Below are 25,260 nucleotides of genomic sequence, written 5' to 3'. Positions count from 1 at the left end.
ACGCTTTTGACTAGGGGAGTTCTTTTAAGATAGGAGGAGCGCTATGTTCCCAGTCATGATTGCTTACAATACAGAACATGATAAGTCGTCGTCATCGTTATTACATAACGCGGTGCGTAATGCTGACTGCACACCCTATCAGGTTAACAGCGTGTCTGAGTCGATTGAGGTGTTACGTCAGCAAAAACCGGCAATCTTGATTGTTGGTGCCACCTTTGATGGCAGTAACGTTCTCGATGTGATCCCGATCTTTCGTCATTTGCAGAAAAATATCAAAATCATCTTGCTCGCCGATTCGGCTTCAGAAGGGTTTTTACGTCAGGCACGGGCGGCGGGAATCTTTTATCACGCTCTTGAACCACGCGACACCGAGGATTCTGAAGAGTTGCAACTCGCCCTGCAATGCGCCAAAGAGGCCAGTTTGAAGAGGTCACAAGGGGTATGGCAGCGACTGACACCGATGTTTGGGGTAAGATAGCTTACTTTATTCACTTAAATATTTTGAAATGACTTTGTGCGGCGACCTTGATTTAGGTCGCCGTTTTTTTATGGCGCTACGATTGAATCCTTGCTGGTACAAATAAGAGAGAAGAGGTCGATCAGTGAAGGCTGCGGGTTTGCTTCTGTTCTGCTTCATCTAAACTTTTATACCCTTTTTGCTGCACAAGTATTTTATAGACCTCTTCGGACATGCTCCGTCCCGAATTCCTGAGGTCTTCGGTATCGAGGAACAGGCCGCGAAGCGTTTTTTCAGAGTAGCTTTCTAGTTCACAACACAAATAATTTTTAAAGGAACCCCAGTCAGTGCCAGAATCTCCCCCAGAGAGTGAGCGACCTCCGGACATGATTCGTGGGTATTTATCTATGAACTCTTGCTGCCACTGAAGCAGTATTTCGGCAATCTTATCAATATAGATGCTGTTATTTTCACAGGGAATAAGGTTATCCATCCTAGCGTATTTATACGTCATAAGGTTTCGTCTCGTATTGCGCGCTGCATTGATATCATCTAAATAACTGACCAAGGTTCTCTCTGACCATGCCATGAGTGTTGCGATTCTGTGAATCTTGAATTCCTCTGGAAAGTCTCGGCAGGTGGGCTGGCCCTGGGTTAAAGGATCTGAATCAGCCATGGCGTTGACGCAAGAAAACATCTCCCACTCACCTGCTACTATCCTTTTTACGGTCTCATCCTTAGCCGGCAGATTCATTGTTACTCCCCTCGGGTTGTTTTTAAATTCCTGATCCTTGATTCGGGCCAGGATAGATGGAGCGTGATCCGTTAAAAAGGGAACCTTTTGATCGCTAAGGCCAAGATCTTGGAGTTTAGAACTAACTTTTTGACAAATAAGCGCCATGGTGGCCTGCTGCTGTTTCCAGCCGCTCGGCCCAGAAGTCGTTTCATCTTGTCCGGTCAGAACCTTTTCAATCAGAGGGGCAATTTCTGCGCCCAGAATCGGTAACTGACCAACGCCCTTTAACAGCCATTTATAAAAAGGGGCATAAACTTTGTTCAACAGATAAATCAGTTGCATGATCTCTGTGCAAAATTTCACCTTGGCGGCGTTGATGACATACGGGTCGTTTCTTAAAATCCCCCGCTGCCAATTGTATTGACCGGCTTGCCCTGCATGCATGCAGCAGTCGGCTATTTTCTTCAATCGTAGGCTTTCGGGATAAAAATTAAGCAGAGCCGTTCGCCATTGGGAAAATTCTCCCAGCGGGTCAGAAAAAACCTTGCCGTTGGTACACAGAGCTAAGTTCTCGGATGAAATGTTCCAATCCTCGATGGAGTTCGGTGCGCTCGTTAAACCTGTATAGTGACCGTAAAAACTGCTGATCTCCATAACGCCAACACGACCCTCTTCACCCGGGCTCACCACCCGCGGACCAAAGCCTAAATACTCTTTTGGCAGCGCATCATAGCAAGCTTGAAGTTCCTTACCATAGCGCTGAAAGTCCTCCCGGGTTACCCAGAGGCAAAAGGAGGGCCCCCAATCATGATCACGTGAGAATTCATCATCAAAGCCGAAACACTCGGAACCAGGACCAACGAGACCAATCGCAACCCGTTCCATTAGAGCTTTAAAGGTGTTTTCGAAAATCTCTTTTCCGCATCCATTGTAAAATGATTCACTAAGATTAAGTCCGGTCATAATAGTCTTTATCCTTGTTTTAGGAGCGAAAGAGATCGTTTCGAACGAGTCTATTCATTCCCAACCAGCCTAAACCGTATAACTCAATTAGCTCAAGTTACCGGTCGGCTAGTCATCAATGCTAGCAGGCCGTCGGATAGTGCTTATTTCAAAAATGCATAGGCAATATCGGCAAACTTATCAGGATCGATGAGACTGTCTTCAATGTAAAATTTTGGTTCTTCATCGCCATGAACAATTGCACCATATTTGGTGAAAAATTCAAGTTTTCTGTCATGATGTGTTAACAAGTTGAACAGTTTTTCAAAACACTTCCATGTGGAAAAATCATTCTGGGTGAACTGAAAATCCTCATCGTTGAAACGGCTTTTCCACCTTGAGCCTTGGCCACACTTGCAGAGTGCTTGAGCTGACCCCGCGTTGTTGCGGTACTCGTCAATCTCAACGCCATGCCAACATTCATTCATTACTTTTGTTAAAAACTTATCTCTGTCGATGTTCATGGTTATCTCCATGTTTTAGAGTTGTAGCCGTTGTTTCCAAGCAACGAATCATTGGAAAACAACGACAAGATTTAAACTTATTGCTGTTTAAAATCCGTGCTGCAAAATGTGTACGGATAGCTTAAGTGGTCGCTATAAGTGCCCTCAAGAATACCGACAACGTCCTCGGTAAACACCAGCTCCTCATCGGTGGGGATGACGAAGACTTTGATCGTAGAATCTGCCGTGCTAATCAGGGTTTCCCCACTCTTACTGAAGGTTTTTTTGTTCTTTTCAATGTCAAGTTCGACACCCATGAACTCAAGACCTTCGAGAGCCTTCTCACGAATCAGACTGGCATTTTCACCAACTCCAGCAGTGAAGACAATGGCATCAACACCACCCAGTGCCGTGGCATAAGAGCCGATATATTTTTTCAAACGGTAGCCTTCGATCTCCAGCGCCAACTGGCACCGCTTATCGCCATTTTCGGCCCCTTCAATGACATCGCGGCGGTCGGTGTACTGGCCAGTGATGCCTAAAACGCCTGAGCGATTATTCAGTACGGTATCAATATCGCTGGGAGTTAGACCCTCACGTTCCATGATGAATCCGGGAATCGCAGCATCGATATCGCCACAGCGAGTGCCCATTATCGATCCTTCGAGGGGGGTCAGACCCATGGACGTGTCGATGGAGATACCGCCCTTAACGGCGCAGTGCGAAACGCCATTACCGATATGCATGGTGATGATGTTGCACTCTTTCGATTCTTTGCCGAGCAATGCCGCCGCACGCTTGGAAACATATAGATGACTGGTGCCATGGAAGCCGTACCGGCGTACACCGTGGTTTTCGTACCACTCGTACGGCACCGCGTATGTGTAAGCATGTTCAGGCATACTTTGGTGGAAAGCGGTATCGAAAATCGCTACATGAGGGACATCGGGAAGATTGACCTTAGCCGCCTCAATGCCAGAGATATTCGCCGCATTATGCAGCGGTGCCAAATGTTGAACCTCTCTGATCGCCTCAATGACTGAATCGTCGATAAGCACCGAACCGGTGAATTTCTCACCACCATGGACAACACGATGACCAACGGCCGAAATCTGAGACATGTCCTTGACGACACCGTGATCGGCGTTGGTGAGAGTTCGCATGATCAGAGCAACGGCGACCTTGTGATCGGGGCATGCAAACGCTTCACGATAGGTCTCGCGGCCAGGTACATCATGAATGATGTAAGAGCCGCCAATGGTAACTCGCTCGACCATCCCCTTGGCGATGACTTGTTTCTTCTCCCAATCGAATAGCTGGTACTTGAGTGAAGAGCTGCCGCAGTTTAAAGCTAAAATATCCATGAAATTGATACTCCTCGGTGTGAAACAAATTAATGGTTAAGTAGTGTTTTTTATTTATTGTTTATGCTTTAGCGGGCCCTGATCCGGTAATATCTCAGATCCCTTTAGGCCGCCAAGCCACCGCAAAAGGCTCGTAGCAACCATCTAAAAGGTAGGGGCGCGGCCATTCCGGCCCCTATCTTTTTTGTCACTTATGCAGCACCTCATCACCAAGGACGAGGTTTTCTAGAAGTACAAGAACGCTGCGACTTCTAGCAATTTGGTATCTTCAAGATCGCCGCCTGCTTCCCAAGCGTCGCCTGCCTTTGCGTAGCCAAATACAGCGGTCAACCAAAGGTGATCATTCACAGCGTAATCCGCATAGATGTTAACTTCGTCAGCAAAATCGTCACCGAAGCCAGCTTCTTCATCGAGTTTAAATTCGTAGTAGATCGCACCAATAGAAAGACTGTCGGTTGGTTGCAGGTTTAGCTTAACCATGTGGGTTTTCTGATTCGAGTTGAACAACCAGTACTCACCAACGATTTCACCCATGAAGTGAGAACCCCAGCCGCGAGAAAAGCCGTAAAATAGAGGATCAAACGCTTCGTCATCAGTGGTGTCTGCTTCGTCTCCACTAAAGAATGCGTACTTGTAAGTTAAGGTTGGAGTCCAAGGAAGAGCAGAAATGGTGTAGCCAGCTTCTGCGTACCAACCGGTAGCATCCTTCTCAGCGCTATCACCTTCGAGTTCTTTGACATACTCAAAAGAGAGGAACAGATCGGCTAAACCCATGCCAGCGAATGGAGTACCTTGACCGCGAATGCTATAAACATCCATGCCGTCGCGATTTTCGTAGTAACCATAACCATCTTGATTGGCATCACTAACGCTCATCCACGTCGCACCGATCGTGCCTAGAGTGTCGTTGATGTGCTCAACATTGACACCGTAGAGTTCGGTATCGTTGTAATCGTTGTCAGACTTGAGATAGAAGAAGTCAGCACGAACGGGCTTGGTGTTCAAACGAACAATGGCAGAGTTGTCGAACGCCTTGTGAGGAGCGGTCCAGTACGCACCGTACTGACCGTCGAATTCAGCATCATAAACAAGGAAACCGTCGCCGATGTGAAACTCTTGCTCACCGAATGAGATATCGATAAGGTCTTCGCCGAGGGAGAAAAGCTGACCAGATTTCCAGCCAACATAACCTTGTTCAGACTTGATCTCTTCAGTGTTTCCTTCCCACATCCCCCACGCGCCGTCATCGCCAAAGCTGGCACTGGCCACGTAGCTGAGTCCGCCGTAGAAGCTTCCAACTGATTCTGTGGCATAGCCAACAGTCACAACAGGCTTTATGAAACCATCGAAGTAACCTTTGTCTTCTTCAGCATCCCAATGGGCATTCTGGATAGAGAACACGCCCGCAGCCATCTCTAGGGAGATATCAGCGGTGAAGCCATTTTTGGCGTAAAGAGAATATGCCATAGCGTTCGTTGATGTAACGACGATAGAAACTGCGAATAAACAAAGAATCAAAAATCGTACTGATTTTACCTTTTGCATCATTGCCTCCTGATAAGGATCGTGCTCTTTATTATCTTATGGGTGGACAAGGGCTTAGCCCCTGACCTCGAAATAAGTCATGCTCTTTTCTAACTCGAATCAAACCTTCTATTCTAAGTGGGAGCGCTCTCCTTTCTCATTTAGAGAAGTCCACAATCTTTCGGATCATCATTCCAAAAGGCTTCCTATAGAAAAACAGCTTACGTAAGTGTTGCCTTACAACAACTGTGCTTTGAGATCGTCACTTGGCGATGGAATCACTACGTGACTCAGGACAGGTCCAGACTCTCCCACCCCTTCGATTCCGGCGGCTACCGCAGCGTTCACCGAGCCAACGTCACCGGTCATAGTGACGAAAGACTTGCCAGCCAAACCAGCTGCAAAACGGATCTCGATGAGGTCTATTTCGGCGGCCTTAGCAGCAGCGTCAGCGGCGAGAATGCAAGCAGCCACGGTAAATGTCTCAATGACACCCAACGCATTAATGCTGTCACAGGTTGTGGTTCCAGACAGAGCTGGGAGCACTGTGGGGTGAACGCTGGGAATGACAAGCCAATCCACCACCACTTCACCAGCCAACTCGCAACCCACTTCTACTGAGTTTTTAACGGAACCCGTGTCACCGGCCACCATCACAAAGTAACGACCGGGGCAAATAGTTCGAGCAAACACCAATTGCACGCTGGCTGCCTTGCTCATTTCATCTGCGATCTGCATGCCTAGGGCGATACTGGTAAATTCGATAACACCGATTGTTTTGTAATTCATACTCGCACCTCTTTTTGCTAAAGCCGGATCTTCCGGCAAATTCCTTTACATAAAACGACTGATGTCGCACTAGCAGCCTGGCAGACTTAACATGGACCTACTGCGAAATAGCCTGACTTGGCCCATATCCCCGATAATTTTCGACAAATAGGCCAGCTATTCGCTCTAAAATTCTCGAAAATCTGATCTCAAGCAGTCTATTTCTCGCTACGGCCCGTCAAGCCCGCCAGACTGCTAACCTCGTGAAATCTTGACCACACCACCGTCAACATCGGTGACCACACCGTCGATGCTAGCGTGAATACGTGCGCCAAGAGCGCCGTCAGGAATCTCGCCGATAAGATCACCCTTAGCGACCCGATCGCCCGCTTTCACTAGACACAGCGCCGGAGCGCCGATGTGCTGGGAAAGTGAGATGGCAACACGTTGGGGAACAAAAATTTTTTGTGCTAACCCAGGGTGGGTGTCATACTTGACCACGTTCAGACGCTGCATCAGTCGGGCAGTGGGCACGGAGCGTATGTCACGCATGGGGTGGTTGGTTGGTTCTTCACCGCTAGCGGTCCAACGAATGCCCTCTTGCATCAACTCTTTCTTGATCAGCACGTTCACCTCACGCGGGGAAATACCCATGGGGCAAGCAAACTTTTCACAGATGCCACATTCACAGCACAACAGTGCTTCCATGCGCGCCTTAGGATCATCGACCAAGGAGGACAGGGAGCGCATAAGTTTGTGCGGGTGGATCTGGTGGCCGAGAAGCATGCGCGGACAGAGTTCTGTACAATGGGTACATTGGCAGCACACGGTGCTAGTGATACGCTTAATGACCGCCGGATCCTTGATCTTTCCCGTCACGATGTTGTGGTCAGGATCAAGAACGATTAGACCGCTGGTCACCTTGGTTACTGGCTGATCGGTGCTTTCTAGGACACGACCCATCATCGGACCGCCATCGACAACTCGGTAATCGGTAAGTTTTGCACCACCAGCAAATTCAAGCAGGTCAGAAACGATGGTTCCCACGGGAACCTTCACCACCATGTCGTTGACAATTTCACCGGTGACGGTGACATAACGTTCGGTAAGAGGAATGCCATTCATCGCCTTGGCGACGTTGTAAAGGGTCTCAACATTACTGACCACCACACCCACCTGAAGAGGGATACCCGCCTCAGGAACTGTGCGACCAGTGACCTCTTTAACCAGAACGTGCTCGTCACCAGCAGGATAGAAATCTCGCAGTTCAAAGACCTCTAAACGTCCACTGGTGTCGTTGGCGAGCGCATCTTGAACTGATTTGAGCGCATGTTTGTGTTTGCTCTTGAGGCAAATGACACCCCTTTGAGCTCCGGTAGCATCGAGAACAGCGTTGAGACCGTCGATCAAAATCTCAACCTCATGCTCCATAATGTAGGGGTCGCTCATCAAAAGAGGTTCGCAGGAGGCACCGTTGACCAGAACCGTGTCCACTGTGGCGTTGATCTTTACGTGCGTCGGGAATCCAGCACCACCAGCGCCGACAACTCCAGCCTGTCGTACCTTCTCTATAATTTGATCTTTCATATCGACCCTCACTTTATTTTTTGCTTGCACCGTTAACGACATGTCGCTTTTCAGTGCTTCGTCTAATACGCTTTACGCAGCAACTCCGTAAGATCCCTTTGTGAGGGACGTCGCGGGTTAGTGGCCGTGCACCGATCGTCCATGGCGTTGTTGGCCATAACGTCTAAAGAGCTGTTAAACTCGTCCTCATCAATCCCCAGATCGCGTATTCTGTTGGGGATATCCATCTGGCTGTTGAGCCAGCGTACGGCTTCAATTAAACTTTCATTGCCCTGCTCCACACTGTCACAAGGCAGATCGAGTTCGCTAGCGATGGTGCGGTAGCGATCACGCACATCAAAGCTGTTAAAGCGAATCACGTAAGGGAGCAGTACGGCATTGGCCTTGCCATGGGGGATATGGAAAATTCCGCCCAAGGTGTGAGCGATACTGTGTGCCACGCCAAGGCCGCTGTTATTAAAGGCCATGCCCGCCATACACGAGGCGAGCAGCATGTTCTGGCGCGCTTCCATATCGTCGCCATTGCGGTAGCACCGTAATAGGTAGCGAAAGACATACTTTATGGCATGCACCGCATAGAGATCGGTAAACGCATTGGCGGGGGTAGAAACATAGGCTTCCAAAGCATGAACAAGAACATCCATACCCGTCATAGCGGTTACCGCTGGTGGTACCGAGCGGGTAAAGCGCGCGTCGAGTACAGCCATGTCGGGCAGGAGCAGATCATCGATGAGGGGAATCTTCACCTGGCGTTCGGTATCGGTAATGACGCTGAAAGCCGTCACTTCGGAACCGGTGCCACTGGTTGTTGGGATCACCACTAACGTCGGCTTCCCTTTAGCAGGTTCGGCCTGGTAGGCGAAGTACATCATCGCCTTGGCCGCGTCGATAGCTGAACCGCCGCCCAAAGCAATAATGAGATCCGCACCAGCGGCAAGTAGCTTGACAGTCCCTTTTTGCACGGTTTCGAGGGATGGGTTGGGCTCCACCTCGGAAAATATGCTATGGGTGATCTCTGCGCGTTCAAGACAACTGATCACACGATCGGTAAATCCCATCTTCACCATCAAAGGATCGGTGACGATAAAGGCGTGGTTGCCCGTCAATTTGTCCAGATTGCCGATGGCGTTTTCGCCGTAGCAAATTTTGGTGTGACCGTTAAATTGAGTCAAGAGAAGTTCCTCCAGTGACAGTTCGTCCCCGTTACGGGATTGAAAACGTTCAAAAGGTTAGTGAGTTAAAGAGTGGCCGGCAGCGCAAAGCACTCATGCTACCGGCCAAAAAACGTTATACTTCTCTTTTTTTAGGAAGAATAAGTTCCACTTCTGATTGTGGGCGGGGGATCACGTGAACACTAACGAGCTCACCCACACGGCTAGCAGAAGCTGCGCCAGCGTCAGTAGCAGCTTTAACAGCGCCAACGTCGCCACGAACCATTACCGTTACAAGACCAGAACCAACCTGCTCACGGCCAACTAACTCAACGTTAGCGGCTTTTAGCATGGCATCTGCTGCTTCAATAGCACCTACAAGACCTTTAGTTTCAATCATTCCTAATGCGCTCATCGTGTGTATCTCCTTTTAAAAAATAGTGGTTCTGCTGTGTATTCAGGCAGAGTGGCAACAGTCACCAAAGCTACCTAAAAAAAACTATGCTTCTCTCTTCTGGGGAAGAATACGTTCCACATCCGATTGAGGGCGGGGGATCACGTGAACACTTACAAGCTCACCAACACGCCCAGCAGCGGCTGAACCAGCTTCGGTGGCAGCCTTAACAGCGCCAACGTCGCCACGAACCATTACCGTTACCAGACCGGAACCAACCTGCTCACGGCCAACCAACTCAACGTTAGCGGCTTTTAGCATGGCATCTGCTGCTTCAATAGCACCTACAAGACCTTTAGTTTCAATCATTCCCAATGCGCTCATCGTGTGTATCTCCTTTTTTAATAGTAGTGATTGTGCTTTTAAAAAATTAAGCGTTGCTGTTACTCAGATAGGCTATTTTTTTTCGAACGGTTCACCAGCGCGTTGACCACCGAAGGGTCGGGAGAGGCAATGACAACCGCCTCTAGCAGGTCTTTGCCAAGAACCTCCCTTACCGCCGCAACGGACTCTTCTACGGAAGCGATATCACCGGTGATCACAAAGTACGATTTGCCGTTGATACCTTGGCCAGTCACAATGTGCGCTAACTGGATAACCGACCGCTTTACAGCGTGATCAGCGGCGACGATCCCTGATGAAGCCGTGCGGCACTCCACCACGCCAATTGCGCCACGTTCGCTGACGACTGACACTCGGTTCAGGGCGTCAACGACCTGCTTGGAGACACCGCCAATGGTGTAACTTCCCAGCAAACGATAGTTGGTCGCTTCGGCAGCGTTCACCGCGGTGGCCACAGATGCCCGGTCCCCTGATACATAAATCATGTAACGGCCGGAGCAAATGGTTCCCGCCTTGACCAGCGTTACGCCAGCGGCTTTTACCATGATGTCAGCCAGCGCCGCTCCTGCTGCGATGCTCTTGCTTTCTACTATGCCCAGTGAGTCCAACATCTATCCTCCTGCCTGAACCTCGACCTCGTCGATGATTCCAACGATGGTGGCATCTACGGGTGTATCGAGGCTGTTTCCTGCATAACGTGCAGAACTACCGCTAGACACAAGAACTCGGTCACCGATGCCTGCGCCGATAAAATCGACGGCCACCAATGTGTCCAGTTCCTCATTTGTGGAAGGGTGAACCTGTTGAACGATCATCAGTTTCATCCCTTTTAGGCCCTCTTCTTTGCGCGTGGCCCACACGTTGCCGATCACTTTGCCAACTATCATCTTCGTCACCTCGTTAGGTTTAGTAGGAAAAGCCTGCTAAGGCCGCTCCGATTATCCCCGGGAAATAGTCATCCCGAGTTCTCTGGCACCTTCAACAGCAAGAGGCGTTATCAGAGCATCCGCAGGGATCAACAACTCAAGTGCATCCCTTTGAGCGGCTTCAGTGACATCCGCTGCTGTTACCAGCGCTTTTCTGATCCTGACGGTGTCACGCTTGGTCATATCCAGTGCAGTCAGACCGTATGAAACGAGCGCTGCTTGCTGGCCTTCGAACAACCTCATCAGCCCTTCGGAGGCGGTGTCGACATAGCGCTTATATTCAAACTCCATCACCTCTACTGGCTGACCAGCCAGCAAAGCACCGAGGACCTTCTCCATCAACGGCCCTTCGGCTTTGCCGATAGCGAGATCGGCCATGTGACGGATGGAAAGGTAAGGGACGATGCGGCGTAGTGCCACATCGGTACCTGGGTGCTCATCGGGGTAGAGGAAACGAACTCCTTGGCCCAGCTTCTTTTCAGTTGCTTGGCATTTTCCGCAGCCCTTCTCGCCGATGATCAGTACAGAAGGTTTTTCCTCCATACCGTCCACTTGCTTAAAAACCTCTGCAGCAATCGCTTTAACTAGTGCTTCCACATCCATGGTGTTTCTCCTATTCGCCTTGATTTACAGAGCTCAAAGCAATGCCCATGGGGGTGACAAGAAAAGGGTTGGCCGGCTTGTAGACCGGGATTCCGAGCTCTTGTTCGAACACAGTCTCCATATCGGTCAAGCAGCAGGTACCCCCAACGAGGTAGACAGCTGAAATGTTGCGCCCCTCGATGTGTTTTTTAACGATGGTGGCCATCTTTTGAACCACAGCCCGAACAACGGGGAAAATCTCTTTATGGCGCGAGTTGTCTTTCTTCATCAACTCGGCCTCTTCAAAGCTGACCTTGTAAGCCCCGGAGAGCACAAGTGACAGATGCGTTCCACCTGTCGCTTCATCGGCCACATAGATAACCTTGCCGTCTTCGAGAATAGAGAGGCCAGTGGTTCCACCGCCAATATCGACGATGACCCCATTTTCAACTCCAAGAACGGCATTCGCCGCCGTCGGTTCATCCAACAGGTTGGTTACTTCCATCCCTGCGCCTTCAACCACATAACTATGGGTCTTGCAGTCCGACTCGCTGGTACCGGGAGGTACGGCGATGGCCGCCTTCTCTAACTCCCGTCCGAGACGTTCTTCCAGCTGAGCCTTTAATCGGCTCACTGTCTGCATCGCCCCCATGTAATCCACTACCAAGCCGTCTTTAACAACTTGGGCAAATTCCATAGCACACGCCACAGGCTCTCTGTTGCCGTTCATCACCACCAGTACGATGTAAGCGGTACCGAGGTCGACGCCAACGAGCAATTCTTCGCTGGAAGTGACTTCCCGAGTGGTTTCAAGGCACATTTCTAGGTCGGCAATCAGCCGATCAACGGATGAAAAGTCCAAATCACGCCTCCTGAGCTACATCCATAATTCTGCCCTGAGCGTTTTTGCCCAGACCGCAGCTGTTACCTTCATCAAAATCGATGTGCATGGCCAGGCGGTAATCCTTATTAACCCTGACGACGACATCCTTAAACACCGTGGGACGTTCACCGTCCATGTGGACTTGTACTTTTTGGTTATCGAAAACGCCGTATTTCGCCGCATCATCTGGCGACATGTGGATATGACGAGCGGCGACGATAACGCCCTCAGTCAATCCTGCTAAACCATTACCGGAAGTGAGAACAATACCGGGAGTTCCCGCTACGTCACCTGACTGTCGGACTGGCGCTTTAATCCCTAAAATACGGGCATCAGTGAGAGAAAGTTCAATTTGAGATTTAGGTCGGGCAGGTCCAAGAACCGCCACGTTATCGATGACGCCACTGGGGCCGACGAGGCGAACTCGCTCCTTGCAAAGGTACTGACCCGGTTGGGAGAGTTCCTTGGCATAGTTCAGGGGCGCGCCGAAGAGCTCCATAATGTCCTCTTCACAAAGATGGACATGGCGACCGGAGAGTTCAACAGGGATAGCGTCATTGCACGATGCCGCCTCTACCGTTTCAAGCTCCCCCATCTGGCCCATAACCTTTTTGATAATATCTTCAACAGTTGTCTGATCCATCTGATCTCCTACTTATAGATACTGCCTATTTCTTTGAGCATCATGATGTAAAGGGCACTGCTCATAGGGAGGGGGGGCAGGTACAGCCCCCTCCAGTTTAAAAGTTCAGGATTGAACTATTTGAAAAGTTAACCAAATAGGATCATCCTATAACCTTCATGGCTTATTCCAATTAAACTTTAGGAAGAATAAGCTCCACGTCGCTATGAGGACGAGGAATAACGTGAACACTGACCAGCTCGCCCACTCGGTTTGCAGCTGCTGCACCAGCGTCCGTGGCAGCCTTAACAGCACCGACATCACCGCGAACCATTACGGTCACAAGACCAGAACCAACCTGCTCACGTCCAACTAGCTCAACATTGGCTGCTTTAACCATGGCATCTGCTGCTTCAATAGCGCCGACGAGACCATTTGTTTCGATCATTCCAAGAGCATTTTGTGAACCCATATCGTTTCTCCTTATTGTGTTTTATTACTGTTTCTAAATTTAAAAGTGATTGCGTTGAATCACTTTAGTGGCCTCCCTTGAGGAGAACACCATTCTTTTAAATAGTTCCGCTCATCTGTTTAAGATGTTGCATGATCAAGTTAGTTACCGCCTGAACATCAACACTTTCACTCGGAGTTGACAACGAGGTAGCTGCCGCATCATCGAGCCCATAAGCCATACGACGAATGTTAAAAAGTTGCTGAGGACCGACGTTCTCAGAAGTTGCGCTGCCGCCGACGGTGCCGCATCCCAAAGTAAAGGAGGGAGGCATGTTGGTGGAGATCCCCACAGAACCTTGAGTGGTAGGAGTGTTGACCATAAAACGTGATACGGGCTTTTTCATGGCAAACTCACGAATGACCGTCTCGTTTCGGGAGTGAATACCCATGGTGTGACCGAGGCCACCGTTGTGCAGAAGTTTGTGGCAAAGCTCGCACGCTTCCTGCCAATCGTTAACGACATAAAAGCCGAGCAGTGCAGTAAGCTTCTCTTTAGAAAATGGGAATTTTGGACCCACGCCCTCCTCTTCACAAAGAAGTATGGTGGTTCCCTCAGGTACCTCAATATCGGCAATCTTGGCGATATCCATGGCACAACGGCCAACAACAGCGGGATTCATGCCGCCGTTTGGACGCTCCATGACACGCTTGACCTTGTCGAGTTTCTCCCCTTCGAGGAAGTAACCGCCCTGAGCAATAACACTGGCTTTAACTTTGCCTGCGATGCACGCTTCAGTAACAATGGCCTGCTCAGAAGCACAGATGGTGCCGTTGTCGAAGGTCTTGGAGCTAAAGATTTTCTGTACTGAGATGTCGATATCGGCGCTACGCTCGATGAAAACCGGAACGTTGCCAGGGCCAACGCCGAGAGCAGGGGTGCCGGAGCTGTAAGCTGCCTTCACCATTGCTTCGCCACCAGTTGCAAGGATCATGTCTGAGATCTTCATCAGCTCATCAGTGCCCTGCAAAGTAGGAACGCTAATAACACCGACGAGATCTTCACAATGACCCATGGCTTTCAGAACCCCTTTGATCATGTTGACGGTAGCAGTGATGCACTTCACCGCTGTGGGGTGGGGGCTAAATACGATGGCATTACCACTTTTCAGGGAGATAATCGCCTTGTAAAGGGTGGTGCTCGTTGGGTTAGTAGAAGGGATTAAACCGGCGATAACACCCATTGGGGTGGCGATTTCAACGATTTTCTTATCTGTATCTTCGTTGATGATCCCCATTGTTTTCATGTCTTTGTAGTAGCTGACCAGTTTTTCAGACGCGAGGATGTTCTTTTGTGCCTTGTCCTGCCACTTGCCAAAACCGGTCTCTTCGCTGGCCATCTTGCCCAGCTCTTCAGCCATCTCGACACCTACTTTGGCAATCGCTTCCACAAGGGCGTCTACACGCTCTTGACCAATCGTTCCGAATTCAGGCTGCGCCGCGCGAGCGGCTCGAACCAATGCTCGTGTTTCCTGAATTGATAGTAAATCCTTGTCGACCATCTTACGTCCTCTCTTATTTTTCTAGAGTATTCATGTATTGAGTAAACGCCTCGAGGAGATCTTTCTTCCTGGCATACTTGATCTCACCTACCGCAATGGTAAAGGTGGGAAGTTGCCGAGCAAGACGCCTCAACTTGGTTACTCTCAATTTTTTAAGTTCTTCTATGTCAAAGCCTAAAACGTTTCCGTCCTCGGTTTTAAAAACGTCTTCGCACTCCGGTTCACAACCCTTGAGATCAGATTCTTCAGGTTGAACCGCAGCGGGGGGAACTGGTGTGCTCTGCTCTTGGACCTCTTCAGACCTTTTAGGCTCTGGAGAACAAGCAGGCGGTGTGCCTCCTTCAATCAAAATCCCGTCAAGACCTTCAGCACTGCGAGCAATGACTGTTACCGAATGTACTTGACCTAAACGTTTGGCAGCGGCGCTAGCAGCATCGATAGCGGCCTTGACAGCGGACACATCGCCCGTTATCAGAATAGAGACGAGACCACCACCCACCGCCTGAGAACCAAGAAGAGTGACATCGGCAGTTTTCAACGCCACATCTCCAGCTTCCACAGCGGGTACTAAGCCCACAGTCTCAATCATTCCTAAAGCCTTGCCGTTCATAATGACCTCCAAAGGTTAGTCATTTACGGGGGTTTCAGACTCAGAGCAGCTCAGCTGTTTATTTAACTCTGTGCAAAACTCAGTCAAAAGACCCTTGCTCTGTACAACCTGAAGTGCAGAGTAAATTAGCTCGCTGCTGACGTGATCCTCACAGGAATCTGCTCCGCAAGGCGTATCAGTGCACTCAGTTTTTCCGACACAAATTTCCAACTTTGCGGCCCTTGCGGCATCTTTAGCCGAAGGAGTTAAGATCGTACCCGTTTCAATACAAAGTGTTTTTTCACCCTGCTTGATGAGCGCTTCAATATCTTCCGCACAAATCAATTTCTTCATGCATCCACCCTCTTTCAGTTAGTTAATTGGCGTTTCCCCGATCGATACAATCTCAGCCTTCGGGGTTTCACCCACCCTTCCCTGCTGGTGGTCATCAATGTCTGATAACGGCAACCGGGAAGTTGTATTTTTTTATCAAATTTTCGAGTCGATCTAGATCGTCATCACTCAAACTCGGATCCCCTTCGATGGGGTAATCCCAGCCCAACTGTTCGTATTTGTTAACACCCATTTTGTGATAAGGGAGTAGATCTATCCCTTTAAAGTGCTTGGAATCGCGGAACGGAGTCAGAAATTCAATTAACTGAGCAATTTCTTCCTCACTGTCATTGGCATTTTTCAACAGGGGTAGCCTGACTTTCACATTGTGTCTGTTTTCAAGAAGCATCTTCAGATTCCTCAAAATCAACTCATTGCGAACCCCTGTCAGTTCATAATGACGATCAGAATCCATGTGCTTGATATCATAGAGAAATAGATCGGTGAACTCGGCAACTTTCATCACCTCTTCAGGTTTTGCATAACCGCATGTTTCGATGGCGGTATTGATACCTGCTTGCTTGCAAACCATCAGCAAATTCGCTGCGGCTTCCGGTTGAGCCAAGGCCTCACCGCCGCCCAGTGTCACGCCGCCGCCGGACATCTCGTAAAAGGAACGGTCCTCTTCGATAATTTCCATAAGTTCCGAAATACTTTTCATTTCACCAACAATGGACAGTGCAGATGGCAAACACGCCTCTTCACATTTGCGACAGCCGATACAGGCACTGCCTTCGACAAATTCATGAGTCTGAGTTAGCGCTGACATTTTATGAACGCCAACAGGACAGGCACTGACGCAGGCGCCGCAATTAACACACAGCTCCTTTTTGAACATCACTTGGTATATTCTCTTTTGGCTTTCAGGATTTGAACACCACTTGCAGCGCAGCGGACAGCCCTTAAAAAACACGAGTGTTCTTAGGCCTGGGCCGTCATACATATTGTATTTCTGTATGTTGAAAATGCGTGCTTTTCGTTCGATCATGGCGTCCCCTATACTGTTCAGAGTGTTCAAATCCCTCATCACCTGCCTAAACTCAGGCAAAAACCCTACGACTTCTCAGTCCTACTTTAGCTATAATTTTTCCAGCATGGTTCTGCTGATGATCTCATCCTGAACGTCCTTACACAGCTCAACAAAGAAAGCGCTGTACCCTGCAACACGGACCACGAGGTCACGATATTTTTCAGGATTCGCCTGAGCATCAAGCATTGTCTGATTATCAAGGTAGTTGAACTGCATCTCGCCGTTGCCCATCACTGAAGCGGTACGGATAAGCGTGATGAGGCCCGCTTCACCTTCTGGAGTGTCGAGAAGACCCTTCATCAACTTGAAGTTGTGAACCATGCCAATGGGCATGCTGTCGGCAGACATTTTTGATACCGATTTGATGATGGCGGTTGGTCCCTTAAAGTCGGCGCCCTGTGTTGGGCTAATACCGTCGGAGAGAGGCATCCACGCATCACGACCATTGGCTGAAGCACCAAGAAGCTGGCCGAACGGGGTGTTATTGGAAATTGACAGGGTACCGTGACTCAACACAGAGTAAAGCGTCTTGAATTTGCGGTGCTCGCGCTCGGTAAAGTTGATGAGATCATTGACGATAAGGTCAGCGTAGTCATCATCATTGCCATACTTTGGCGCGCCAAGACAATCAGCCTTGATCTGATCGTAGCCCTTAAACTCAGCCTTCAAGGCTTCGTTGAGCTGGGATAAGGTGTACTTTTTATCGTCATAGACCAACTTTTTGATCGCTGCCATGGAGTCGGCATGTGTAGCCAGACCACTCCAGATAACACCAGGGCCAAAGTTATACATGGCGCCACCAGCAGAAACGTCTAAACCAGACTCCATGCACCCTTCGTACATCATCGACATCAACGGCTTGGGAGCCAGATCGCGGTGGATGCGTTGAGAGATAACGGTACCGACACTGGACCATTTGGTGATGTGTTTGATCAGTTCCTTAACGGCACCATCAAACTTTTCGTAGGTGTCGAAAGACTCCAAAGGACCCATATCAGGACAAACTTGCTTCTCATACCAAAGCGGCACACCGTGGTTGAGAGCCATCTCAATGCAGATGGGCCATTGGGTATAAGCAGTGGAGGTCCACTGGTAAAGACGACCGGACTTCTGCGGCTCGACGCAACCCATGAGGCAGTAATCGCGGGCATCTTCAATGGAAAGGCCCTTGGCTAGCATAATCTTGATGTGGGCGTCGTCGAAGTGAATGGCTGGGAAGCCCATACCGGCACGAATGACGTCAACAATCTTCTTCAAATATTTCTGCGGAGACTTGTTGTGCACGCGGGTCGCAACAGAAGGCTGATAGGTCTTGACGTGGCGAACCGCGTCCATGATCAGGTAGGTAAGATCGTTGGTCGCATCACTACCCTCACGGGTCACCCCACCTAGGCACATGTTGACGAAAGGCTGGTAGCCTGCGAAGAATTTTGATGCCCCTTCACTGGTGATCCACATCATTTCGGAACACTTAACAAGCAGACAACCGGTAAGGTCGAAGGCCTCATACTCAGTCATACGGCCAGCGTCGATATCTGCCTTGAAGAAGGGGTACATGTACTGGTCAACACGACCGATAGACATGCCAGTTTGGTTCTCTTCAACAATGAGAAGCGACTCGATGGTCCACACCGACTGGATTGCTTCCCAGTAGGTCTCTGGCTTATGAGCAGGAACGCGGGCATTAATTGCTGAAATTTTCTCAAGCTCTGCTTTACGCTTAGGGTTGGTCTCCTTAGCGGCCAACTCGCAGGCATAATCAGAGAGGCGCTTAGCGTAGATCATCACGCCTTCGGCGGTGTCGATGAGGGACTTATAGAAGTAGATCTTGTCTAAGTCAGTGGGATTTTCGTAATCCAACTTGGCAAGGGCCTCTTGAGCTTCCTTGACGATATCGAGCATCCCTTTTTTCATCAGGATCACGTCGTAGCCAGGGTTGGAGTCGCCGCCACCGTTTTGAGCGTGGTAGGAGCAATCGGTGACATAAGACTCACCTGAGAGTTCCCACATACCCGCTTCACGGTACTGCTGCTCGCAATACTCATCGACAGACTGCCCTTCCCAGAACGGGAAGAGTTCTTCACGCATCACCTTCTTGTCTTCTTCGGAGATGTAGAAAGGATCTTGAGGACGGGTGCTAATAGTCTCAATCTCATCTTGCATCCAACGCCAAGCGATGTCTGGTGAGAAAGCGCCCGCGCGAGGAGCGCCGCAAGGAGAACCGACGATGAGTTCATTGTCCTGAATCACCAATGGTGCCGTCTCACAGCAATACTTGAAGCTCTTGCCACGCAAAATCGCCTTCGGTAGACCGGGGTTTTCCTTGGCAATTTTGGTGATAGCACGTGCACGGTGGATGGTAACGGTCGGCACGTGGGTGAGGAATTTCTCCTTCAGTTTTAAGTGACGCTCGGTGGGGCCATTGGGAATGCCATCGCACGGCGGTGCCATGGTCGCAAGTTCAACAGACGTACCATTTGCAATGTCTGAAGAGATCCCCTCAAACATCTTTTTTAAAGATGTACGCTCTTCGGGGCTTAGGTTTTTTGTCGCTTGTGCAAGCTGATTTGAAAATTCACGGATATCCAAAGGTACTACCTCCTTACGGTTAATAGTGCTTTTTGTCATATATTTTAAGAACTACCGAGGACACCAATCGCTTCTTTTAAAATGCGCTGGATGGTCTCAATATTCCCGACATCACTGACGCTCTTCTGGGTTGAATTCTCCCGAGAAGAGGTCGCTTGGTTTGTTATATCGATGCCAATGGCATCCACTTTCCGTACTCCGTAACCGACCTTACGGGTGTAAATAAGATTCAGCGGCGACACATTGTCTGAAGTGAAGCCATAGCCAGCTGATCCGCTGCCGAGAGTCATGGAAGGAAAGAGATTTGTCGTTGCGCCCATACCGCCAAATGCTGCTGGGGTATTGACAAGAATTCTGCCCACAGGTTTTTTCAATGCGAACTGGGCGATGACATCTTCATCTTTTGAATGAATCACCAGCGTGTGGCCGTTTTTATCGTTGAGAAGCAACTCGATACACTTTTCACAGGCATCCATCCAGTCGTCTTCAACGTAGTACGTCAAAACAGGGCAAAGCATTTCGCGTAAGAAAGGATCTGTCTGCGACACGTACTTTCGTTCCGCAATTAATACGGTTACGTCAGGCGCAACAGAAAAGCCGGCTCGTTTGGCCAGAGTTTTAGCGCAAACTCCAACCATCTGTGGGTTGAGTTGGCCGTCAGGTAGGAAGTACAGTGCTGCAAATTTCTGCGCCTGTTCTGCCGTCATAAAGTGGCCGCCACAGCTCTCCATCTCACGCTTAACGTCTTTTGCAATACAGCCGTCAACCACAACTGACTGCTCTGCTGAGGAGGCAATGCCATGATCAAATGTTTTACTGGTGACAATATCTCTCACCGCTTGCTTGATATCAGCGCTACGCTCGATAAACGCAGGACCGTTGCCTGTGCCACCGTAAATCACTGGTTTTCCCGCTGCATACGCTGCCTGAAGCATGGCTGGAACCCCGGTATTCAAAATTAAAGCTGTCGATTTATGCCCGATAAGCTCAACGGTTCCACTGGGTGTTACTGTATGTAAATAGGCAAGGGAACCTTCTGGAAGGCCACTGGATTCAGCGACCTCAATTACAATATCGAGAACTTTGCCGATCACTTTTCTTGCCCGCGGATGGGGTGAGAAGATGACGGCATTTCCAGATTTTATCGCAATCAGGGCTTTATATATGGTTGTTGAAACAGGACTAGTTGCTGGACATAAAGCGACAATCACACCAACAGGAACCCCAATATCCATGATCTGGTTCTGCCGATCCTCATCGATGATGCCGACGCAACGCATGCCCCGCAATTTTCTGCGCGCAGCGCCACAGACAAATTTATTCTTGATGTATTTGTCCTGCCATTTGCCGTATTCCGTCTCTTCATGAGACATCACAGCAAGGGACTGGATATGCGTTTCAACAACATCCGCTACAGATTCGACAATTTCATCCAACTTTTCCTGCGCAAACGTTGCCAGTCGTTTCTGTGCTTCGAAAGCATTTTCAGCAAGAATTCGAGCTTCTTGGATGGAGAGCAAATCATTGTCAATAATCGTCATCTGTATCTCTCCTTGCCTTTGGAATGCGTTGCGTTGTCGTTACGTTTCCTAATTGCTCAGTCATCATGTCTACCAACCGGTTATGGCAGCAGATTATCGATGGCATAGATACTGGTTATTTTGGCGAGATCTGGATGAGGTGTCGGGATAACAACCGAGGCATGGACTTCAGCGCCCATCTCCTCAACAGCCCTAACACCGGACTCAACGGCTGCCTGAACAGCACCGACATCACCTTGAACCAATACGGAAATGTAGCCTGAAGCGGTATTCTCATAGCCGAGCAGTTCAACGTCCGCCGCTTTCATCATGGCGTCTGCACCTTCAAGGACAAATACGATGCCAAAGGTTTCGATCATACCCAGAGCTTTTGGTCTTCCTTGAGGCTCTTGGCACTCACCACCGCCAACAACATCAACGTCATGAACCGAAACAATGTCGCCAACGCCTTTGATAGGTCGGGGCATAACATTCTGCGCGGTCAGTGTTCCAACTTCCTGAGCTGCTGCGGCGCCCGCTTCTACTGCTGCCTCAACAGCGGCAACATCGCCTTTGACAAAAATCGTCACAAGAGTTGAGCCAATATTCTCGTAAGAAATCAAATCAACGTTTGCTGCTTTCAACATCTGATCTGCTCCGGTTATTGCCGGAATCATTCCCAATGTCTCAATAAGTCCTAGTGCCTCTTCTCCTTGATATCGCATCCAAATCCCTTCCCTACTCTGTCGTTAGTTTAAAGAATTCAACCTCTACTGAGTTCCAACCTAATGCTTACCCCAAAGGGGAGAGTCAATACTTTTCTGCACTCAGTACCCCACTTGGTCGCTCAATAAACAGATGACTACCCAACAACAGATAAGCAAACGATATCATTAAATAAAACAGATTCCATCCTTGGTCAAAAGGTGATTAAAAACCAAATTTTCCCCACTGAGTAAGATTATATTTAAGCAATGTTTGCTTAGTTGATCTCCTAAGAAGTAAAACTAAGTGACAGAATTAAAATCTGAAGAAGCGGGAGGAGCAGGGGAAGTAAACATGAACCTAAGTGAGAAGCTTAAAACAACAAAAAGGCCCTGTCTCATTATCTGAGACAGGGCCTTTTTAGGCAGATAGCCGGGTAGTGCAGTTCTGAGCGCAGTAACTTAAGGCTGCTTTAGCCCTTAATGTACTGGTTAATCGTTGCTGCACCTTCTTCGTGAGCGTGATAATAAACTCTCAATTCATTGTTGTCGTCCATATCAAACCTAGCTTCCTCAAGGAGACCATTTGCCTCAGCAGTCATGATCGCCGCAACAAGGTCATGCTTATTGAAAGCTTTGAAGTGACTGTACTCACCCTTTAGAGCGGCCATTACATCATCGGCGCAGGCTTCTTTTACGGTGGTGAAATATTTTAATACTGCATAATTAAGGGGTTTCATATTACACCGCCTCCTTTTTCTTCAACAGGTCCAATGGATTCAACGCGATAACAAAGATACCGACCACCATCACAACTGCGGCAACCCACGCGATTGGCGCAATAGCCCAGCCATCGATGCCGAATGCCACACCGAGGATGAGCCAGCAACAGAAGGGTCCCCAGAAGGAGAAGGTACCATTGCACGACATTCCAAGAGCAGCACCGCACATGCTGTTGCCTTTATACCAGAACATGAAGGCACCATAAGCAGAAATACCGGCTAAAACAAAGAAGATCAGTGAAGGGCCATCAGTAAAGGACTGAGTGATCAGGCCAAAGGTATCGACATCACCAGCAATCATGCCAAAGACAGGAACAAGAATAATCAGGTTAGAAAGACCAGAGGTCACCTGACGGATGGTAATGCCAACTTCTGAGTCAATCATGGATGTGCCGTAACCACAGACACACCCTTCAAAACCCCAGCCCAAAGCAGCGAGGAAACCAAAGCAAATCCCCATCAACATGCCTTCAGGAGCATCGCCACCAAGAGTCGGATAGGCAATCATGAAGCTGGCGCCAAAGCAGATGGCAATACCGAGCATCATGCGGGAATTAAGCTCCTGTTTAAACCAGATCCTGGCCAGAATCGCACCAATAGCAGGGCATAGGGCGGCGATAGGCACAACAATGGAACCCGCCTTCATAAGACCAACAACATAAGCGGTACTGGCAAGGGGACCGCCGATCAAGGCACCAACAACCATAACAAGGCCTGGCTTAGTTTTAATACACCTGAAAAAATCGCCCAGTTTGCCCCTGACGATAGCGAGCATCACGGCCCAAATGGCACTGAAGATGTCTGTTGTCGCTGCTCCGAGCGCGCCCAACAGAAAAGTGATAACAAATGGTGACAAGCCGGCGGTGTTTGCGCCATACCAGTCGGCCCAGACCCCTTTCGACATCCCTAAGGTCATAAATGCCGTGTAGAATCCATAACAAAGACCCGAGAACAAGGCGACAAGAATCCCTTTTCTCTTAAAGCTGGCAGCCAACTTATTTTTGGCAGCTATAGCTGCCAAACTTTCCGTACCCGATTCCTTCAACATAAATAAACTTTCCTCCCATGAACCTGCTATTCCTGTTAGAAAATGCCAAACGCCTATTGATCCACAGTGGCCACAGCATTTGACCTTAGGGAAAAGCTACATGTTACCCTTAAGGGGAAGGTCAATATAAATTTTCACCCACATCACAACAAGATGAAAGATCGTTCGATCTATTCTATTCTAATTAGCTAAAAACACTTAGTTTAATTGATTAACCTGCAACATACTGAAATATCGAAAAAAATTATGACAGCCAAAATAGCGTTTGATTCATGACGAGCAAACAAGTCCACTTCGGCTAAGACGCAATCGTTGACGAAAACATTGTCCTAACTAGCAGCCCCTCAGTTATTCGTTGGTGCACCAAATTGGTACCCCTGTCCCATTATGATCGTCTCCTGTCACCTCTTTTTGCAACCATATGGCTTCTATCAGTCTTTAAGTGGCTGATATTGTTTTGTCTTTCATGTGGATGGCGTTTTTTATCCAAATTGGCCGCAACATTGCAGCAACTACTAACGTGGCCGTATACGATTGAATTAGACTTTACCAAAGCGAATTTCATTATGTGTAAAAATATATATCGTAGCAATAGTGTTCGCCTGCGCTAAAATAACAAGAAGAGAAGTTAGCCAGACACCTGACAAGTCATCAGCATGATACGAACGGGACGTTTATGAAATACAAAAATCAATATTCAATCGGTGAAGTCAGCAAAATCTGCAATATATCGACAAAGGCACTTCGCTACTACGACAAGCTCGGCCTCATAACCTCCGAAAGAGACGATATCAACAACTATCGATATTACTCAAAGGAAGCGATTTTAGCCGTACCGGTAATTAAATACTACAAACAGATGGGATTTACCCTAGATGAAATGAGATGCTTCCTTGAGGGTAAAGTTGACGTTGAACGTTCCATTTATAATACCGTTAAGAGATCATTTAACTCAAAGATTGAACATCTACAAAAAATACAAGAAGAGACACAGCGGCAGTTGACCTCAGTCAGAGACTGGTTCGACCTCATCACCGAAGCAGAGATGGTCATCGACAACAACATTAATGAGGTGTCCGTTAAATTTATTGAACCATCAACCTATCTGTATCAGGAACAACAGTTCAAGAATGACATTAAAGCATCAGTTATCAATATTAAATTCACAAATTATGTTGAAGAGATAAACAATGAAATTACTGGACCAGTCATAATAAACTTTTCATCTTTTAAAGATCGGATGGAAAACAAAGATCAGCCCATAAAGGTTCTGCAGAGAACATTAAGAAAATGCAAAGAAAGTGAGACCATCGCGTTTGGTAAACACATCATGGTTTCGTGTTATCACATCGGCTCGCATGACAACATCAATGATACATACGAAAAAATATCTTATTGGACTTGCAAGCACGGGTATATTCTCGGTGAAGAATCATTCGAAAGGTATGTTACCGATTACTGGACGACAAGTAACAAGGCCCTGTATGTCACAGAGGTGCTGATGAATGCTTCAAGGAAATAACCTGCGGATGATTGTTACCATTAAACCAGCACCTCGATTGCCGTGACCCCAACCGCCGGAGTATTTGCACAGAACCCTTTGTAAGTTCAAACTTACATCACTAAAACAACAAAAGCCGATTCGCTAAGTAAGCGAATCGGCTTTTATTTTATTGGTTGCTCAGAATGTGTGATGGACCTTAAACATGACGAATTGCTGCAGTTAAGAAAAGAGTCAATCATGACTATCTC

26 protein-coding genes are annotated in these 25,260 nt (G+C 48.5%); 2 read left to right on the top strand and 24 right to left on the bottom strand.

The features are described from left to right. Positions 1-43 precede the first annotated feature (43 nt). Positions 44-478, top strand: coding sequence for a response regulator receiver protein (locus tag ACZ5KY_RS04135; RefSeq protein WP_464242639.1), 435 nt, complete (start codon positions 44-46; stop codon positions 476-478). A 121-nt stretch (positions 479-599) separates the two neighbouring features. Here ACZ5KY_RS04135 and ACZ5KY_RS04130 read toward each other — a convergent pair whose 3' ends face one another. The 24 genes from ACZ5KY_RS04130 to ACZ5KY_RS04015 all read right to left on the bottom strand — a co-directional run bounded on the left by ACZ5KY_RS04130 (position 600) and on the right by ACZ5KY_RS04015 (position 23,508). Further along, the gene (locus ACZ5KY_RS04130; RefSeq protein WP_464242638.1) at positions 600-2,156 is read right to left on the bottom strand and encodes a DUF4125 family protein; all 1,557 of its coding nucleotides are present in this window, start codon (positions 2,154-2,156) and stop codon (positions 600-602) included. A gap of 143 nt (positions 2,157-2,299) precedes the next feature. Next, positions 2,300-2,659: a hypothetical protein gene (locus tag ACZ5KY_RS04125; RefSeq protein ID WP_464242637.1), complete on the bottom strand. Its 360-nt coding sequence runs from the start codon at positions 2,657-2,659 to the stop codon at positions 2,300-2,302. 77 nt (positions 2,660-2,736) lie between these two features. After that, complete coding sequence (locus ACZ5KY_RS04120) at positions 2,737-4,002, bottom strand: acetate kinase (protein ID WP_464242636.1); 1,266 nt, start codon at positions 4,000-4,002, stop codon at positions 2,737-2,739. A gap of 225 nt (positions 4,003-4,227) precedes the next feature. Beyond that, positions 4,228-5,547 (bottom strand): alginate export family protein, encoded by a 1,320-nt coding sequence (locus ACZ5KY_RS04115; protein WP_464242635.1) that lies wholly within the window; start codon positions 5,545-5,547, stop codon positions 4,228-4,230. A 216-nt stretch (positions 5,548-5,763) separates the two neighbouring features. Beyond that, positions 5,764-6,315, bottom strand: coding sequence for a BMC domain-containing protein (locus tag ACZ5KY_RS04110; RefSeq protein WP_464242634.1), 552 nt, complete (start codon positions 6,313-6,315; stop codon positions 5,764-5,766). 234 nt (positions 6,316-6,549) lie between these two features. Further along, positions 6,550-7,881, bottom strand: coding sequence for a 4Fe-4S dicluster domain-containing protein (locus ACZ5KY_RS04105; protein ID WP_464242633.1), 1,332 nt, complete (start codon positions 7,879-7,881; stop codon positions 6,550-6,552). A gap of 62 nt (positions 7,882-7,943) precedes the next feature. After that, on the bottom strand, positions 7,944-9,053 hold the full coding sequence (locus ACZ5KY_RS04100) for a 1-propanol dehydrogenase PduQ (RefSeq protein WP_464242632.1): 1,110 nt from the start codon (positions 9,051-9,053) through the stop codon (positions 7,944-7,946). A gap of 115 nt (positions 9,054-9,168) precedes the next feature. Beyond that, positions 9,169-9,447: a BMC domain-containing protein gene (locus ACZ5KY_RS04095; RefSeq protein WP_464242631.1), complete on the bottom strand. Its 279-nt coding sequence runs from the start codon at positions 9,445-9,447 to the stop codon at positions 9,169-9,171. A gap of 84 nt (positions 9,448-9,531) precedes the next feature. Beyond that, positions 9,532-9,810: a BMC domain-containing protein gene (locus tag ACZ5KY_RS04090; protein ID WP_464242630.1), complete on the bottom strand. Its 279-nt coding sequence runs from the start codon at positions 9,808-9,810 to the stop codon at positions 9,532-9,534. A 59-nt stretch (positions 9,811-9,869) separates the two neighbouring features. Beyond that, positions 9,870-10,439, bottom strand: coding sequence for a BMC domain-containing protein (locus ACZ5KY_RS04085; RefSeq protein WP_464242629.1), 570 nt, complete (start codon positions 10,437-10,439; stop codon positions 9,870-9,872). Then, complete coding sequence (locus ACZ5KY_RS04080; protein WP_464242628.1) at positions 10,440-10,715, bottom strand: EutN/CcmL family microcompartment protein; 276 nt, start codon at positions 10,713-10,715, stop codon at positions 10,440-10,442. Between the two features lie 51 nt (positions 10,716-10,766). Continuing rightward, positions 10,767-11,357, bottom strand: coding sequence for a hypothetical protein (locus tag ACZ5KY_RS04075; protein WP_464242627.1), 591 nt, complete (start codon positions 11,355-11,357; stop codon positions 10,767-10,769). Between the two features lie 10 nt (positions 11,358-11,367). Then, a complete protein-coding gene (gene eutJ, locus ACZ5KY_RS04070) occupies positions 11,368-12,198 on the bottom strand; it encodes an ethanolamine utilization protein EutJ (protein ID WP_464242626.1) in 831 nt (276 codons plus the stop codon). Between the two features lies 1 nt (position 12,199). Then, positions 12,200-12,862 (bottom strand): phosphate propanoyltransferase, encoded by a 663-nt coding sequence (locus ACZ5KY_RS04065; protein ID WP_464242625.1) that lies wholly within the window; start codon positions 12,860-12,862, stop codon positions 12,200-12,202. A gap of 172 nt (positions 12,863-13,034) precedes the next feature. Beyond that, positions 13,035-13,313 carry an ethanolamine utilization microcompartment protein EutM gene (eutM, locus tag ACZ5KY_RS04060; RefSeq protein ID WP_464242624.1) on the bottom strand — a complete coding sequence of 93 codons (279 nt, stop codon included), beginning with the start codon at positions 13,311-13,313 and terminating at the stop codon, positions 13,035-13,037. 97 nt (positions 13,314-13,410) lie between these two features. After that, positions 13,411-14,853: an acetaldehyde dehydrogenase (acetylating) gene (locus ACZ5KY_RS04055; protein WP_464242623.1), complete on the bottom strand. Its 1,443-nt coding sequence runs from the start codon at positions 14,851-14,853 to the stop codon at positions 13,411-13,413. A 13-nt stretch (positions 14,854-14,866) separates the two neighbouring features. Further along, positions 14,867-15,463 (bottom strand): BMC domain-containing protein, encoded by a 597-nt coding sequence (locus ACZ5KY_RS04050; RefSeq protein ID WP_464242622.1) that lies wholly within the window; start codon positions 15,461-15,463, stop codon positions 14,867-14,869. 15 nt (positions 15,464-15,478) lie between these two features. Next, positions 15,479-15,796: a hypothetical protein gene (locus ACZ5KY_RS04045; RefSeq protein ID WP_464242621.1), complete on the bottom strand. Its 318-nt coding sequence runs from the start codon at positions 15,794-15,796 to the stop codon at positions 15,479-15,481. Positions 15,797-15,890: 94 nt separating this feature from the next. Further along, positions 15,891-16,823: a choline TMA-lyase-activating enzyme gene (gene cutD / locus ACZ5KY_RS04040; RefSeq protein WP_464242620.1), complete on the bottom strand. Its 933-nt coding sequence runs from the start codon at positions 16,821-16,823 to the stop codon at positions 15,891-15,893. 90 nt (positions 16,824-16,913) lie between these two features. Next, complete coding sequence (cutC, locus tag ACZ5KY_RS04035) at positions 16,914-19,454, bottom strand: choline trimethylamine-lyase (RefSeq protein ID WP_464242619.1); 2,541 nt, start codon at positions 19,452-19,454, stop codon at positions 16,914-16,916. Between the two features lie 44 nt (positions 19,455-19,498). After that, on the bottom strand, positions 19,499-20,995 hold the full coding sequence (locus tag ACZ5KY_RS04030) for an aldehyde dehydrogenase family protein (protein ID WP_464242618.1): 1,497 nt from the start codon (positions 20,993-20,995) through the stop codon (positions 19,499-19,501). Between the two features lie 80 nt (positions 20,996-21,075). After that, on the bottom strand, positions 21,076-21,699 hold the full coding sequence (locus ACZ5KY_RS04025; RefSeq protein ID WP_464242617.1) for a BMC domain-containing protein: 624 nt from the start codon (positions 21,697-21,699) through the stop codon (positions 21,076-21,078). A gap of 452 nt (positions 21,700-22,151) precedes the next feature. Further along, the gene (locus tag ACZ5KY_RS04020) at positions 22,152-22,418 is read right to left on the bottom strand and encodes a hypothetical protein (protein ID WP_464242616.1); all 267 of its coding nucleotides are present in this window, start codon (positions 22,416-22,418) and stop codon (positions 22,152-22,154) included. A 1-nt stretch (position 22,419) separates the two neighbouring features. Then, the gene (locus ACZ5KY_RS04015; protein ID WP_464242615.1) at positions 22,420-23,508 is read right to left on the bottom strand and encodes a hypothetical protein; all 1,089 of its coding nucleotides are present in this window, start codon (positions 23,506-23,508) and stop codon (positions 22,420-22,422) included. A gap of 676 nt (positions 23,509-24,184) precedes the next feature. On the opposite strand from ACZ5KY_RS04015, the gene ACZ5KY_RS04010 reads away from it, so the two are divergent. Then, on the top strand, positions 24,185-25,030 hold the full coding sequence (locus ACZ5KY_RS04010; protein ID WP_464242614.1) for a MerR family transcriptional regulator: 846 nt from the start codon (positions 24,185-24,187) through the stop codon (positions 25,028-25,030). Positions 25,031-25,260: the final 230 nt, after the last annotated feature.

The organism is Desulfuromonas svalbardensis, from assembly GCF_055389415.1.
The sequence above is the reverse complement of the archived record's forward strand: the minus strand, read 5'-3'. Positions and strand labels throughout refer to the sequence as shown.

Excerpts from the sequence above, each read along its gene's own strand:
- ACZ5KY_RS04135 (WP_464242639.1), top strand. The coding sequence starts at position 44 with ATGTTCCCAGTCATGATTGCTTACAATACAGAACATGATAAGTCGTCG.
- ACZ5KY_RS04130 (WP_464242638.1), bottom strand. The coding sequence starts at position 2,156 with ATGACCGGACTTAATCTTAGTGAATCATTTTACAATGGATGCGGAAAA.
- ACZ5KY_RS04125 (WP_464242637.1), bottom strand. The coding sequence starts at position 2,659 with ATGAACATCGACAGAGATAAGTTTTTAACAAAAGTAATGAATGAATGT.
- ACZ5KY_RS04120 (WP_464242636.1), bottom strand. The coding sequence starts at position 4,002 with ATGGATATTTTAGCTTTAAACTGCGGCAGCTCTTCACTCAAGTACCAG.
- ACZ5KY_RS04115 (WP_464242635.1), bottom strand. The coding sequence starts at position 5,547 with ATGCAAAAGGTAAAATCAGTACGATTTTTGATTCTTTGTTTATTCGCA.
- ACZ5KY_RS04110 (WP_464242634.1), bottom strand. The coding sequence starts at position 6,315 with ATGAATTACAAAACAATCGGTGTTATCGAATTTACCAGTATCGCCCTA.
- ACZ5KY_RS04105 (WP_464242633.1), bottom strand. The coding sequence starts at position 7,881 with ATGAAAGATCAAATTATAGAGAAGGTACGACAGGCTGGAGTTGTCGGC.
- ACZ5KY_RS04095 (WP_464242631.1), bottom strand. The coding sequence starts at position 9,447 with ATGAGCGCATTAGGAATGATTGAAACTAAAGGTCTTGTAGGTGCTATT.
- ACZ5KY_RS04090 (WP_464242630.1), bottom strand. The coding sequence starts at position 9,810 with ATGAGCGCATTGGGAATGATTGAAACTAAAGGTCTTGTAGGTGCTATT.
- ACZ5KY_RS04085 (WP_464242629.1), bottom strand. The coding sequence starts at position 10,439 with ATGTTGGACTCACTGGGCATAGTAGAAAGCAAGAGCATCGCAGCAGGA.
- ACZ5KY_RS04080 (WP_464242628.1), bottom strand. The coding sequence starts at position 10,715 with ATGATAGTTGGCAAAGTGATCGGCAACGTGTGGGCCACGCGCAAAGAA.
- ACZ5KY_RS04075 (WP_464242627.1), bottom strand. The coding sequence starts at position 11,357 with ATGGATGTGGAAGCACTAGTTAAAGCGATTGCTGCAGAGGTTTTTAAG.
- ACZ5KY_RS04065 (WP_464242625.1), bottom strand. The coding sequence starts at position 12,862 with ATGGATCAGACAACTGTTGAAGATATTATCAAAAAGGTTATGGGCCAG.
- eutM (WP_464242624.1), bottom strand. The coding sequence starts at position 13,313 with ATGGGTTCACAAAATGCTCTTGGAATGATCGAAACAAATGGTCTCGTC.
- ACZ5KY_RS04055 (WP_464242623.1), bottom strand. The coding sequence starts at position 14,853 with ATGGTCGACAAGGATTTACTATCAATTCAGGAAACACGAGCATTGGTT.
- ACZ5KY_RS04050 (WP_464242622.1), bottom strand. The coding sequence starts at position 15,463 with ATGAACGGCAAGGCTTTAGGAATGATTGAGACTGTGGGCTTAGTACCC.
- ACZ5KY_RS04045 (WP_464242621.1), bottom strand. The coding sequence starts at position 15,796 with ATGAAGAAATTGATTTGTGCGGAAGATATTGAAGCGCTCATCAAGCAG.
- cutD (WP_464242620.1), bottom strand. The coding sequence starts at position 16,823 with ATGATCGAACGAAAAGCACGCATTTTCAACATACAGAAATACAATATG.
- ACZ5KY_RS04030 (WP_464242618.1), bottom strand. The coding sequence starts at position 20,995 with ATGACGATTATTGACAATGATTTGCTCTCCATCCAAGAAGCTCGAATT.
- ACZ5KY_RS04025 (WP_464242617.1), bottom strand. The coding sequence starts at position 21,699 with ATGCGATATCAAGGAGAAGAGGCACTAGGACTTATTGAGACATTGGGA.
- ACZ5KY_RS04020 (WP_464242616.1), bottom strand. The coding sequence starts at position 22,418 with ATGAAACCCCTTAATTATGCAGTATTAAAATATTTCACCACCGTAAAA.
- ACZ5KY_RS04015 (WP_464242615.1), bottom strand. The coding sequence starts at position 23,508 with ATGTTGAAGGAATCGGGTACGGAAAGTTTGGCAGCTATAGCTGCCAAA.
- ACZ5KY_RS04010 (WP_464242614.1), top strand. The coding sequence starts at position 24,185 with ATGAAATACAAAAATCAATATTCAATCGGTGAAGTCAGCAAAATCTGC.